Origin of the sequence: Sphingobacterium populi (genome assembly GCF_001586775.1) — a bacterium.
GTDB classification, from domain to species: domain Bacteria; phylum Bacteroidota; class Bacteroidia; order Sphingobacteriales; family Sphingobacteriaceae; genus Sphingobacterium; species Sphingobacterium populi.
Genome location: NZ_LQXS01000001.1, coordinates 750535 through 764901, shown reverse-complemented (window position 1 = coordinate 764901; position 14367 = coordinate 750535). Strand labels below are relative to the sequence as shown.

Annotated in this window: 8 protein-coding genes and 1 pseudogene; 5 read left to right on the top strand and 4 right to left on the bottom strand. The window is 41.5% G+C overall.

Annotation, left to right across the window (positions count from 1 at the left end; translation table 11 throughout):
- Window positions 1-10 precede the first annotated feature (10 nt).
- Window positions 11-2074, bottom strand: coding sequence for a polyphosphate kinase 1 (gene ppk1, locus A0125_RS03015; protein ID WP_066751894.1), 2064 nt, complete (start codon window positions 2072-2074; stop codon window positions 11-13).
- A gap of 406 nt (window positions 2075-2480) precedes the next feature.
- Between ppk1 and A0125_RS03005 the strand changes: the two genes are divergently transcribed.
- From A0125_RS03005 to A0125_RS02995, 3 genes are all read left to right on the top strand, one after another.
- Entirely contained in the window at window positions 2481-2858 is a 378-nt protein-coding gene (locus A0125_RS03005) for a hypothetical protein (RefSeq protein WP_156472389.1), read from the top strand.
- Window positions 2859-2942: 84 nt separating this feature from the next.
- On the top strand, window positions 2943-4073 hold the full coding sequence (locus A0125_RS03000; protein WP_066751886.1) for an efflux RND transporter periplasmic adaptor subunit: 1131 nt from the start codon (window positions 2943-2945) through the stop codon (window positions 4071-4073).
- Between the two features lie 9 nt (window positions 4074-4082).
- Window positions 4083-8645, top strand: coding sequence for an efflux RND transporter permease subunit (locus tag A0125_RS02995; protein ID WP_066751883.1), 4563 nt, complete (start codon window positions 4083-4085; stop codon window positions 8643-8645).
- Window positions 8646-8769: 124 nt separating this feature from the next.
- Here A0125_RS02995 and A0125_RS02990 read toward each other — a convergent pair whose 3' ends face one another.
- Window positions 8770-9978, bottom strand: a complete 1209-nt coding sequence (locus A0125_RS02990; protein ID WP_231863096.1) for a pyridoxal phosphate-dependent aminotransferase — start codon at window positions 9976-9978, stop codon at window positions 8770-8772.
- Window positions 9979-10289: 311 nt separating this feature from the next.
- Window positions 10290-10961, bottom strand: a complete 672-nt coding sequence (locus A0125_RS02985) for a DUF4397 domain-containing protein (protein WP_066751880.1) — start codon at window positions 10959-10961, stop codon at window positions 10290-10292.
- Between the two features lie 235 nt (window positions 10962-11196).
- On the opposite strand from A0125_RS02985, the gene A0125_RS02980 reads away from it, so the two are divergent.
- Together A0125_RS02980 and A0125_RS02975 are read left to right on the top strand one after the other, a co-directional pair.
- Entirely contained in the window at window positions 11197-11700 is a 504-nt protein-coding gene (locus tag A0125_RS02980) for a lipocalin-like domain-containing protein (RefSeq protein ID WP_066751877.1), read from the top strand.
- 88 nt (window positions 11701-11788) lie between these two features.
- A pseudogene (locus A0125_RS02975) lies at window positions 11789-13701 on the top strand (amidophosphoribosyltransferase).
- Between the two features lie 27 nt (window positions 13702-13728).
- On the opposite strand, the gene A0125_RS02970 reads toward A0125_RS02975, so the two are convergent.
- On the bottom strand, window positions 13729-14328 hold the full coding sequence (locus A0125_RS02970) for an HPP family protein (protein ID WP_066751874.1): 600 nt from the start codon (window positions 14326-14328) through the stop codon (window positions 13729-13731).
- Window positions 14329-14367: the final 39 nt, after the last annotated feature.

The window sequence follows — 14367 nt, the reverse complement described above, 5'->3', positions numbered from 1 at the left end:
TAAAAAATAGTTAGGTGGCTTCTTTGAGATATTGATGAATCTTTAACTGAGAACGGTAAGATTCTTGTTCGTCTTCAACGTATTGGTTGCTCAAGGTTTCATCCAAGATCCTGGCTTTTACATTATCTTTCAATTGTATGCTCAACATATCTTTCAGCTGTTTTTTTATGCCCTGATCCGAAATATGGATTGCCGCTTCTATGCGATGATCTAAATTGCGAGTCATCCAATCGGCAGAAGAAATGTAAATATCTTCTTTTCCACCATTATAAAAATACATTACACGAGCATGCTCTAAGTATTCGTCTACAATACTAATTGCATGTATTGGTTGTTTGAAACGCTTCTGATTGACGGCGCAATAGATTCCACGTACGATCAAATCAATCACCACACCGGCGGAAGCAGCTTCGTATAGCTTTTTGATGAGATCTTTATCACTTAGCGAGTTGACCTTAATAATCATATGTCCTTTTCGGCCTGCATTTACTTCAGCGATCTCTTTATCAATGTAAATCATCAATTTATTTCGCATGGCTGTCGGACATACTAGCAGGTGTTTGCAAGAGGATAGATAGCTGTCTAGATCGCCTTTTGGTTTTTCCAATGCATTAAACACTTTATTGATATCTGCCATTATTCGCCGATCACTTGTCATTACACAATAGTCGCCATAAAGTGCTGCTGTCTTTTCGTTGATATTTCCTGTGCTCACGAAACCATATTGGATGGTTTTGCCATTGGCTCGTTTTTTAATGACGCATAGCTTGGCGTGGACTTTCTTATTGGGGATACCGAGTAAGACTTGAATGCCTTCCATTTCAAAACGATCTTTCCACTCGAGGTTGTGCTCTTCATCGAATCTGGCTCTGAGCTCTACCATTACGATTACTTCTTTGCCATTGCGTGATGCGTTGATAAGTGCATTGGCAATCTTTGAGTTTGTTGCCATTCGGTAAATTGTCACTCGGATCGATTTCACATCGGGATCCATCGCGGCCTCACGTAGCAGATCAATTACTGGATCGAAGGTATGATACGGAAATGAGAGTAAAACATCTTTTTGGGTAATTACGTCTGTAATGCGTTGTCCTTCTACGAATGCAGGATGATCAAATGAGGTGCGTTCTGCGGGTTTTGTATAGGCTTTAAATACATCCGGAAAATCCATGAAGTGCTTGAAATTATGGATTTTTTGACCGGGTATAATACTATCCTTTTTACTCAAATTGAGCTTTTTGATCAAAAATTCTACCAAGTTGGTATCCATATTTTTATCGAAGACAAAACGTGTTGGTTTGCCTTTCCGACGATTCTTGACAGCCTTGGTAATTTTTTCCACTAAACTTGTATTGACATCATTGTCAAGATCAAAATCGGCATCTTTACTGATTTTGAAAGCGTGCGCATGAAACTCATCAAATCCAAAATAGGAGAAGATGTGGGGCAGATTGACTTTGATCACGTCCTCTAACAGTACGACCACCTTATCATTTTTGCGTTGCGATGGGACAATTAAAAATCTTCCTACGATGCGTGTCGGTAATTCAATAATGGCAAACTTGGTTTCGTACAACCATTGCGACTTTTTCATGGCTATGCCTAAGTACAGGCTTTTGTCGCGCAGATAGGGCATAGGACGGACGTCATCCAGTAACAGTGGAATAATATTACTTTCTACTTTATCACTATAGTATTTCTTTACAAAATTAATCTGTTCGTCATTTAGTTCATCCGCTGAGGCAATAAATGTATTTTGTTTGGCCATTTCTTTCCGGACGTTTTTCCAGATTTGGTCAAACTTTTTTTGTTGCCTTACGACGATATTATGTACTTCCTCTAAGATGACTGATGGATCATCGAAAAAAGAGGACATGGCGGCTTTATCTTTAATTTCAGAAGCCCGCTTTAAACCGGCTACACGTACCCTAAAAAACTCGTCCAAATTATTAGAAAATATCCCTAAAAACTTGATACGCATCGCAAGTGGGACACTCGGATCTGCGGCTTCTTGCAACACGCGACCATTAAAACTTAACCAACTGATATCTCTTGGATTATACTTTTTAGACATGTAAAGTGATCTATAAAACCAAAATTAGTCCATGTATGTGAGCATAATGTTATCCTAATGTTAATTCAATTGTTTGCCAGATTCGATCGTTGCTTGTGCAATTGCCTTCATTAACGATAAAGACGGCGCATTTTTTCGATCACAATTGCGCCTTATAAAAGGATGTCTTTTTGCACTACTGCTAGCAGGCGAAATGTTTTTCTTATGCCACATGGATACCAGGTTTATAACCAACAAGAGAGCCATTGGTTTAGTAAATACTCTTAATACTTAGATAAATATAAGATATAATCAGTACATCTAGGTTTACAATGTAAAATTTGTATAGAATAACCGCCAAATCCTATACTTATGGGCCTCACTTCTTACCAATAGTGTGCGATAAAGACTATATTTGGCTACTGATATGTTTATTAAGATAATTCATCTTCTGTCGTTACTTAGTTTCCTCAATATGCTCACCTTCGATAAGAGTCGGCATATGGAAATGTTGTTTGGGCAATCAGAGCTCGTGACCGATACATTAGTAGAATTTATCTTAGAAGATATCATGCATATCGACGGTGATCCGATTTGCGATCCAGATGATCCTGAAATCGTTTATGAGGATTTTCGAGATATTGGCCAAGCAACGATTGCAATACTTCCTGTATTTTTGTTTTTTGCCGGTTATTTATTTTCTGATGCAAGCAATTCTAGGTGCAAAGATCATCCCGATTATGCATCAAAAATGCGATCTATACCTGAATATTATACTTTTTTGTACCGGCTGAGGCCATTCTAAATTCTTTCCAGATTCCTGCGTTATTATTGCCTGCATGACATGTGGGCAATCCAGTTACATTTTAGTTTTTTACAGTAAATTTTTATGACGAAAAGAATTTTTGCTTGGGTTATGGCTATGTCTGCCATATCTGTTATTTCTGCCTGCTCGGCCTCAAGCAATGAAAGTGATACAAAGACAACAAAATCAGGTAGATCCATTCCCGTTACTAATCTTATCGAGATGGATACAACCGTTTATAAGCAATACATAGCCGATATACAGGCTTTTAAAAATGTTGAAATACGATCGCGTCTAACAGGATTTTTAGAGAGTATCCATGTAGACGAAGGTGCCCAAGTACGTAAGGGACAAGTACTATTTCGCTTAAACTCGGACGAGTATAAGTCAGAATTGGCCAAAGCAACGGCATTACGTAGTAGTGCACAAGCCGAGGCAAAAAAGATCGAACTAGAGATCGAAAGAACCAAAAAACTAGTCGACAAAAATATTGTTAGCGAAACAGAATACGAGCTGTTACAAGTACAGCTACGTGCTGCAAAAGCCAAGATTGCTGAATCTGACGCGATGGTGCAGCAAGCACAGACACAACTTTCTTTTGCACAAATACGTGCTCCATTTGATGGTCGTATCAATCGTATTTTGTTAAAAGAAGGATCTCTCTTGAATGAGGGAAGTCTTCTCACCAGTATATCAGATCTTAGTCAGGTAAACGTATATTTTGATATATCCGAGTCCGAATACTTGACATTAGCCAAAGATTCTAACTTCAATCGCAATACTTACCGAAAAGATGTACAGCTGCTGCTTGCCAATGGCGATCGGTATCCTAGTAAAGGAGTAGCCGAAATCGTAGAAAGCGAATTCGAAGTGCAAACGGGATCCATCTCTCTTCGCGCGCGTTTTCCAAATGAAAGATTATTGCTTAGTCACGGTGCGTCTGGCAAGATTGCTGTACCAATGGCTACAGGAAATTTACTTTTTGTGCATCAGAAATCTGTAGTAGAAATTCAAGATAAGGTATACGTTTACGTACTGCAAGATGATAACACGATCAAGATGACTCCATTCGACGCCGGTCAACGTGTCGGCCATTTTTATGTCGTCAACAACGGATTGCATAAAGAAGACAAAGTGGTGTTTGAAGGGCTTCAGGGTTTGCGCGATGGCATGACCATCAATCCAAAACCAGCCAAATTTGTAGATGAAGACTAAGATCTAATCATGTTTGAGAATTTTATAAGAAAGCCAGTGCTATCACTGGTTATATCCATATTTATTACTCTTTTGGGGTTATTAGCCCTATTTACGATTCCTATTACACAGTTTCCGGATATTGTACCACCTTCGGTAGTAGTTGCCGCAAACTACACCGGTGCCAATGCCGAAGTAAGTACCAACGCAGTAGCAATTCCTTTAGAACGCGCGATCAATGGTGTGGCAGGCATGACCTATATGAACTCCGTCACCACCAATAATGGAACGACATTAATCCAGGTATTTTTTAAAGTAGGCGTCGACCCCGATATCGCCGCGGTGAATGTGCAGAATAGGGTAACAACGGTGCTCGATGAATTGCCTGAAGAAGTAATCAAGGCGGGTGTAACCACCGAAAAGGAGGTAAACAGTATGTTGATGTACCTCAATGTGTTTACCGATGACGAAACGGCTGATGAACGCTTCATCTACAATTTTACCGACATCAATATCTTAAAAGAGTTAAAACGTATCGAAGGTGTAGGGTTTGCTCAGATCATGGGTATGCGCGATTACGCGATGCGTATTTGGGTCAAACCATCTCGCTTAACGGCCTATGCCATCTCTACAGATGAGGTAATTGAAGCTTTACGCAGACAAAATATCGAAGCTGCACCCGGACAGACGGGTATTAGTTCGGATAAGATGGTCAACATGCAACAGTATGTACTAAAATATCCGGGCAAGTTTTCAGAAATATCGGAATATGAAAACATTCCGATTCGCGCCAATGCAGATGGTACCATCATACGCATCCGCGATGTCGCCAACGTCGAATTTGGTTCTTTGGATTACGAGATGGTCTCTAAGACCGATGGTCGCCCTTCGGCATCGATCATGCTGAAGCAGTTGCCCGGATCTAATGCCCAAGACGTCATACAGCGTGTAAAAGATAAAATGGCTGAATTAAAAGAATCGTCGTTCCCGTCCGGAATGACGTACACCATGGGGTACGATGTATCGCGGTTTTTGGATGCTTCGATCTCCAGTGTATTGAAAACCTTGATAGAAGCCTTTTTACTGGTGTTCTTGGTCGTTTTTATCTTCCTTCAGAACTTCCGTGCAACGCTGATCCCGATTTTGGCCGTACCTGTCTGTTTGATTGGTGCAATCTTCTTCATGCAGATGATGGGTTTCTCTATCAACCTACTGACGCTATTTGCTTTAGTTTTGGCTATCGGTATCGTGGTGGATAATGGTATTGTGGTAGTAGAAGCGGTTTACGCCAAGATGGAAGAAGAACATATGCAACCTTTCGAGGCCACGCTATCTGCCATGAAAGAAGTAGGATCTGCCGTAATCGCCATCACACTAGTCATGTCCGCGGTCTTTGTGCCGGTAGCATTTTTGGATGGGCCTGTCGGGATATTCTATCGTCAGTTTTCATTAACCTTAGCCGCAGCGATCGTTATCTCAGGTATCAACGCCTTGACACTGACTCCGGCATTGTGTGCTATCATGCTTCGTTCGCCGCATGATAAAAAAGAAACAAATAATTGGTTGGATCGCTTTTTTCGCGGTTTCAACAAAGTATACGATCGTATATCTGGGCGTTACAAAAATTTATTGATCCGTACCAGCGGTCGTCGTGTCATTACCTTAGGATTGTTGGTGATATTCTTTGTAGCCACATGGGGTAGTAGCGCTATTTTGCCATCTGGTTTTATTCCTACCGAAGATCAAGGCATGATTTACGTATCTGTTACCACTCCAGCTGGTGCTACGGTAGATCGTACAGAGCGCGTGCTAGACGAAGTCGACGATATTGCACGTAGCTTGGATATGGTAGAAACAGCTTCTACCTTGGCAGGATATAGTATTGTAACAGAAGTTTCGGGTTCTTCTTACGGAATGGGCATGATTAACCTCAAATCGTGGGACGACCGCAAGGAATCGGTAACTGATGTTATCCGGATATTGCAAGAGAAAACAGCACATATTAATGACGGTGTAATCGAGTTTTTCCCGCCACCAACAGTACCTGGTTTTGGTAACTCATCGGGTTTTGAATTGCGCTTACTCGATCGATCTGGTAATGATGATTTGCAGGGAACAGCAGAAGTGCTTAATTCCTTTCTGGAAGAGCTAGAAGCACATGAAGCAATTGAATCGGCTACTTCGACATACAATGTCAACTTCCCGCAGTATCTGTTGGAGATTGATTACGATTTGGCCGCAAAGATGGGCATTTCGGTGGAGAATGCGATGAATACATTGCAGACCTTGATGGGGAGCTTTTATGCAACCAACTTTATCCGCTATGGTCAGATGTATAAAGTCATGGTACAATCTACCGCGCAGTCGCGCAGTCGCCCTGAAGATGTATTACAAATGCACGTAAAAACCAAAGATGAAAGCATGGTGCCGTATTCGGCATTTATCAAGATGAAACGTGTGTATGGGCCAGAACAAATTACGCGCTACAACATGTTCAACTCGGCGATGGTAACAGGGCAGGCCGCTGCGGGATTTAGTTCAGGACAGGCTATCGAAGCTGTAGAAAAGGTGGCCGAATCCTTACCACAAGGTTTCAGTATCGAGTGGTCGGGGATGACGCGCGAACAAAAAATATCAGGCAATCAGGCCTTATATGTTTTTGCCCTGTGTCTACTATTCGTATACCTATTACTGTGTGCACAATATGAAAGCTTCTTGCTACCGCTGCCCGTCATTTTGTGTTTGCCGGCCGGGATCTTTGGTGCTTTTCTATTTTTGAAACTATTTGGACTCGAAAACAATATCTACGCACAAGTAGCGCTAGTGATGCTCATCGGCTTATTAGGTAAGAATGCCATTCTAATTGTAGAATATGCCATTTTAAAGCAAAAACAAGGTGCCAGTATTCTGGATGGAGCTATTGAAGGTGCGGTAGCGCGTTTGCGGCCAATTTTGATGACTTCCTTTGCATTTGTAGCTGGTCTGATTCCACTGATGCTGGCTTCCGGAGCTGGTGCTTTGGGAAATCGCAGTATCGGTACAGCATCCGTGGGCGGAATGGTGATCGGTACGTTGCTTGGTGTAATTATTATTCCCGGCCTAGTCGTCTTATTTTCTAAAAAGACGAAAGCAAAGGGAAAAGCTAGCAGTGCCAAAATATTAGGAATATTGGTCTTTTTTGGTCTTTTCATCTCCTCGTGTACCGTCCCTAAAAAGGTGGCAAAGCCCGATGAAATGAACACGCCTACATCATTTACTAGTGCGGCTGCAGATTCGGCCGAAAATATAGCGCGCCTGCCTTGGCGCGATGTTTTCAAAGATGACTTGTTGGTATCACTGATCGACACGGCGTTGCTCCAAAATCGGGATCTACAGCAGGCACTGCGTAGAATAGAATCTGCACAAGCTTATTTTAAACAACGAAAAGCTGCTTTGCTGCCACAATTAGAGGCAGCAGCAGAAGCAGGATTGGTCAAATACGGGCATTATACTGAAGAAGGAATTGGTAATTATGATTCCAATTTTTCAGAAAATTTAACAGATAAGGAGAAGATTCCTGAACCAGCAATTCCCGATTATTTTGTGGGCTTACGGTCGTCTTGGGAATTAGATCTTTGGGGTAAGCTCCGCAATCGTCGTGAAGCAGCGTTTCAAACTATCCTTGCCGAGAATGAAGCACGCCGACTCTTAGAAACCGAGTTGGTTTCGAACATAGCCGAAACATACTATGAGTTAATGGCGCTTGACCGCATGGTCGCTGTGTACGATGAGAACATCCAATTACATGAAGATGTTTTGGAATTGATGCAAATACAAAAAGATGCGGGCAAAGCTACTGAACTGGGGGTGCAGCAATTTAAAGCTCTTCTGGCAAGTACGAAAGCAAGCCGTGCACTTGTTAAGCAGGAGATCGTGATGTGGGAACATCATATCAATAACTTGATGGGCAGATTTTACCAACCTATTGCACGAGCGAAGCAAGATAAATCCACTTGGCCATTGTTTGATACGTTGCAGGTCGGCACACCAGATCAATTGGTGAATAACCGTCCGGACATACGTTCGGCTTATTTTAACATGCTATCATCAGCGAACGAACAAGAAGCTGCTCGTTTGAGCTTTCTTCCATCTGTGGCAGTAAGCCCATATCTAGGATTACAAAGTTTCCATCTCGATCAGTTATTTAACGTCAACAGATCACTGACTTATGGCATCTTAGGCAGCATAACAATGCCGATCCTTAATCAGCGTAATCTACAAGCGCAGTACGCATTGATGCAAGCAAACTATGGCGTGGCATTTTTAGAATATGAAAAGCGCGTACTCAATGCCTTTAATGAAGTGTCTAATATAATACAGACACAAGCTGCTATCGAAGATAGAGCTTTGCATGTCATTGACAATGTGGAAGCTTTAAATGCATCGATCGATGCTGCAAACGAACTATTCTTTGCTGGCCGTGTGACCTACTTGGATATTTTCACCGCACAGAAGGAAGCCGTTAATGCGCAAATTAGCGCAGTAAACGTGATGAAAGAACGAGCAATAAATCAACTTTTACTTTATAAAGCTTTGGGAGGTGGATGGCGATAACCTAGTAGACCAATACTACCATTGTTGTCTAAACGGGTAATATCGAAACGGCGGGTTCAAAAGAACCCGCCGTCACCGTTTTAACTATTTTGAAATGCACCACAAAGTGCCAAATGCGGTACTACTAATCTACCAATTTGCCAAGCGCTTCTTTAATGCGACGCAACGCTTCACGAAGACTTTCATCCGATGCTGCATAAGACAAGCGAATGTAGTTGTTGTTACCAAATGAATCACCGCCAACAGTAGCTACGTGGCCCACATTTAGTAGATATAAAGCCAAATCTGCCGAATCTTTAATTACGTTGCCTGATGCATCTTTTTTTCCAAAGAAAGAGCTAATTTCAGGAAAAAAGTAGAAGGCACCTTCCGGAAGGTTTGTCTTAACACCTGGAATATCTTGCAATAGATCGTATACCAATTGACGACGACGTGCAAAAGCTTCTTTCATCTCATGAACACTGTCCAATCCTTGCTCATAAGCCACGATACCAGCACGTTGTGCGATCGAACACGTTCCTGAAGTAGTTTGTCCTTGCAATTTGTCATTAGCTGCCGCAATTTCTTTGCTAGCAGCAATATACCCCAAACGCCAGCCCGTCATGGCAAAAGCTTTTGAGAAACCATTAACAATAATGACACGATCTTTGATCGATTCAAATTCCGCAATAGAAGCATGTACCGTACCAAAATTTATATGCTCATAAATCTCATCCGAGATGATGAAGATATTTGGATGTTTTTCAAAAACTGCTGCCAAAGCGGCCAATTCTTCTTTACTGTATACCGATCCCGTTGGATTACAAGGGGAGGAGAACATAAATAGCTTGGTCTTAGGCGTAATAGCAGCTTCCAACTGTGCCGGCGTAATTTTAAAGTCAGATTCAATCTCTGTATTGATGAAAACTGATTTTCCTTCAGCTAAGGTCACCATTTCGGAATATGACACCCAGTACGGAGTAGGAATGATCACTTCATCATCCGGATTGATAAGTGTAAGAATCACGTTAGAAAGCGATTGCTTAGCTCCGGTAGAAACTACGATCTGCGAGATATCGTAATCAAGATTATTTTCCTTCTTCAGCTTCCCTACAATAGCTTGGCGAAGATCCGGATAGCCTGGTACAGGCGAATAACGGGTATAATTTTCGTCCAATGCCTTCTTTGCGGCTTCCTTCACGTGCTCCGGCGTATTGAAGTCCGGTTCACCCACGCTAAGACTGATCACATTAATTCCTTGTGATGCTAGTTCACGACCCAATTTGGTCATTTTCAAGGTTGCTGACTCAGATAAGTTGTTTATCCTGTCTGATAGAAATGAAGTTGTACTCATGGTATTGCAAATATATTACATAGTTTGCAGTATAGTGCCGACTTCGTTACAAATTTGTTATTATTTTCCGCGTTTACATTAGCACGAATAGCACATCATGCGCTAAAACCTTCGATACTTTGTTTATTCGTGATCGCTAGGATACAAACTACACAACGGTTTGTACCGTATCTTTATATTACGCGATCGATCGATTGGTGACATAAAAAATGCTTTGCCCACAATTCAAAATGCGAACAACACGCTGGTAAGTGTAAAAAAAAAGCCTCTAAACCTACATAGGCTTTAGAGGCAAAAAGTGATGATATAAATTAATTAGAAGCTAAACGCAGCGGATTAGCCTGATTACCACGGGTGCCAAGTAAAATCAGCGATCTGTGAAAACCAGCTCTTAACTGTATACTTTGAGATGTCGCGATTACATTTCCAGAGCTATCCCTTACCGAATAGATGTGCGTACCTGCGGGTACTGGTATATATCGTTGACTTTCAGTCACACTATTGGGCGTTTCTTGATCGCGAAGCGCGATTTCCTCTATTAAATTATCACCCTGGTATACACGAACTGCCCCAGCATCATTTCCCAAATGAATGAAACGGATAGCCGCATTTGCTCCTAGATCTTTTAAAACAGAATCTCGAGTAAGTAATACTTTAGGATCTGTAGCCGTACCATACGCATAAGATGAATAATAGGTGAACGGTTCTATGCGAAAAGTCGTATCTACAAGGTTTTGTCCTCCAGCTTCTCCACGAAAGGAGAATTGTCTACTGCCTACCAAAATATCGAAGCTGCGCGTAGTCGAATAATCGCCTGCGTGAAAATTGTTACGATCAAGCGCAAAAGTTAGCCTAGGTGCTGCAGTGTACGCGTTAATAACAGTGAGTACGGCAAACGGTTGCCTGATGTTATCACTTTTTGTACAGCTACTAGCAAGTACAATTGTTGTTAGGATCAGGATGAATTTTAAAGTATTTCTCATTTTTTTTAAACTTAGCAGGTGAATACTAATTTTTTCTTCGTCTTAGTTAACGCTTTAAGAAATATTTATGCTACAAACATCTTATGAAATTTTTATTGGCAGTGTAATTGTTTATAGTTGCCCGAGTAAACACATCACCGCGAAGTCAAATAAAAGTATTTTCAAGCTATTGGTAAACTAATTCGAATTTTATTCCGTTATATTAGCGTAAATACCATAATAAAGCCATCAAACTATGACATCAATAAAAAATGAATTGACAGGGGCGTGGAAACTGTTATCTTATATTGAGATATCAACCAATGGTGCCGATTCATTTTTCCCATTAGGGAATACTCCAAACGGAATCTTAATATATTCTGCTGATGGATATATGTCTGTCCAAATCGTTGGCACAGATGATAAAGACGAAAATCTTCTTGAGGATAGTGCTAAATATCAAAATATCAATTATCGTAACTTCCTAGTATTTAGTGGATCATACCATATCGATAACCGACAAGCCAAGGTGATACACGAAGTAATGACCTCAACTACACCGGCGCTAATAGGCAAAACAGTAGAGCGAGATGTGACTTTTGATACGGATATATTATATCTCAAGTCGACCAGGCCAATACTATCAAACGGCAAAATGGTAAATAGCTACATGACATGGCAACGGATGGATAAGCCCGAGTTTAACGCTCGTAAAGAACGAGGCATAGCGATGAAGCGGGATAAAGTAAATATTTTGTAAAAGCGCGGAGTACGCGATCCTTTTTACGCATTTTGTTTGCAGAATTATGTACAATATTTCTGTACCTTTGTCACTTCTAAAAGGAACTATGAGTGACGCAATAAAACACGAATGCGGAATTGCAATGATCCGCTTACTAAAACCCCTCTCTTACTATCAGGAAAAGTATGGCACGCCCTATTATGGGGTTAATAAGCTGTATCTTTTAATGGAGAAACAGCATAACAGAGGCCAAGACGGGGCAGGTATAGCGACAATCAAGTTTGATGTAAAACCGGGAAACCGTTACATCTCACGTTATCGCGCAATGGGATCAACCGCAGTAGCAGATATTTTCGAGTATGTGCAAAAGAAATTTGCTGCAGTAAACAAGGCATATCCCGAGCAATCCAAAGATCCACAATGGCTAAAAGACAATGTGAGCTTTACTGGAGAAGTACTTCTTGGACATCTTCGCTATGGTACACACGGCAAAAACAGCATCGAAAGCTGCCATCCTTTTCTTCGGCAGAACAACTGGATGACACGAAACCTAGTGGTTGCAGGTAATTTCAACATGACCAATGTTGATGAGTTGCTACAACAATTGTATGATTTAGGGCAACATCCTAAAGAACAGGCAGATACGGTTACTGTTTTAGAGAAGATTGGCCATTTCTTGGATGAAGAAAATCAGGAATTGTTTGATCAGGCCAAAAAAGAAGGTTATTCGAATATCGAAATCAGTTCTCAGATCGGAAAAAACCTCGACGTGTCCAAAATCCTGACACGCTCGGCGAAGACTTGGGATGGAGCTATACTATTGCCGGTATTTTCGGGCATGGCGACGCATTTGTCATGCGTGATCCGGCAGGTATTCGCCCGGCATTCTATTATCAGGACGAAGAAGTATTAGTTGTCGCTTCGGAACGTCCAGTTATTCAAACGGCATTTAATATTCCATTAGGCAGTGTGCAAGAGATCAAACCAGGTCATGCGCTTATTGCCAAAAAAGATGGCACTATTACCCAAGAAATGTTCCGCGAACCAGCGATTCAGAAATCGTGTTCGTTCGAACGCATCTATTTCTCTCGCGGTTCTGATGCCGATATTTATAAAGAGCGCAAAGCTTTAGGAAAATTACTTTGTCCGCAAGTATTAAACGCTGTCCAACACGATATTAAAAATACCGTCTTTAGCTTTATCCCTAATACGGCTGAGGTGTCCTATTACGGCATGATGGAAGGCGTGCAAGAATACGTACGCAGACATCAAAAAGAAGTATTACTTCAGCGTGCTGATAAGATATCGGATAAAGAATTGGATGATATGTTGAGTATCCAGCCGCGCTTTGAGAAGTTAAACGTGAAGGATGCCAAATTGCGCACGTTTATTACACAAGACGCCGATCGCCAGGATATGGTACAGCATGTGTACGATACCACCTATGGAATTGTGCGCGACCATGAGGATACGATCGTAGCCATTGATGATTCTATCGTCAGAGGAACGACTTTGAAGCAAAGTATTTTAACCATATTGGATCGCCTAAATCCGAAAAAGATCGTTATTGTGTCTTCTGCACCTCAAATTCGCTATCCAGATTGTTATGGTATTGATATGTCGCGGATGGGCGAATTTGTCGCTTTCGAAGCAGCGATTTCCCTATTGAAACAGCGAGGATTGGCACATATTATCGAAGATGTATACCAAAAATGCTTGGCCTCACTTACCAAGCCCAAAGATGAGGTAGACAATTATGTGAAAGCTATATATGAACCTTTTGAAGCACAGGAAATATCTGACGAGATTGCTCGTATCATAAAACCTCATCACTTAAATGCAGAGGTTGAAGTGATTTTCCAAACTTTAGAAAATCTGCATATCGCGTGTCCAAATCATTTAGGAGATTGGTATTTCTCCGGAGATTACCCGACACCGGGAGGAAATAAAGTAGTGAACCGCGCCTTCATGAATTGGATGGAAGGCAAAAACATACGTGCTTACTTTAGTAGCAACTAAAAGAATATGGCACAACGCTTTCAATCTTCATGGTTGAAAGCGTTTTTTGATTTGGCGTCGACGCGATCTGCGTAATCGTGATCTTTTTACGGGATAATGTCGTTTGGACGTGATGTTGTTAAAGATCAGTGCTACAGCTAAAAGAATGATGCAACCCGACAGTACCGGGCTGAGTACATACAGATAGCCCATACTCGCTATTTTTGTTCCGCTAGCTACTGCGATCAAAGCTGTAGCTCCGCCGGGAGGATGCAAAGTACGTGTAAACTGCATCGCTACAATAGCAAATGCAACAGACAAGGGAGCCGTTATCCAGATGATATCCGGAAACAGTTTGCCTACAGTCACACCGACAATGGCAGATACAACGTGGCCGCCAACGAGATTACGAGGCTGTGCCAACGGGCTTTGTATAGCGCCATAGATCAGTACACTAGATGCTCCAAAAGAGCCGATTAAAAATATACTTTCTAGGTGAGGAAGTTGGAACGACTGCAGCAAAGCAATGAGTCCGATACCGATGAATGCTCCCAGAAATGACCAGAATTGTTCTTTAAAGTCTACGAGGGTTTCTTTGTAAAAAACGTAGCGATAAACCCTAAAATGCCTATTAATACTTTTCTTCATGCCGCCTTTAATTCACTTTCGAAATTACGCATTGAAGAA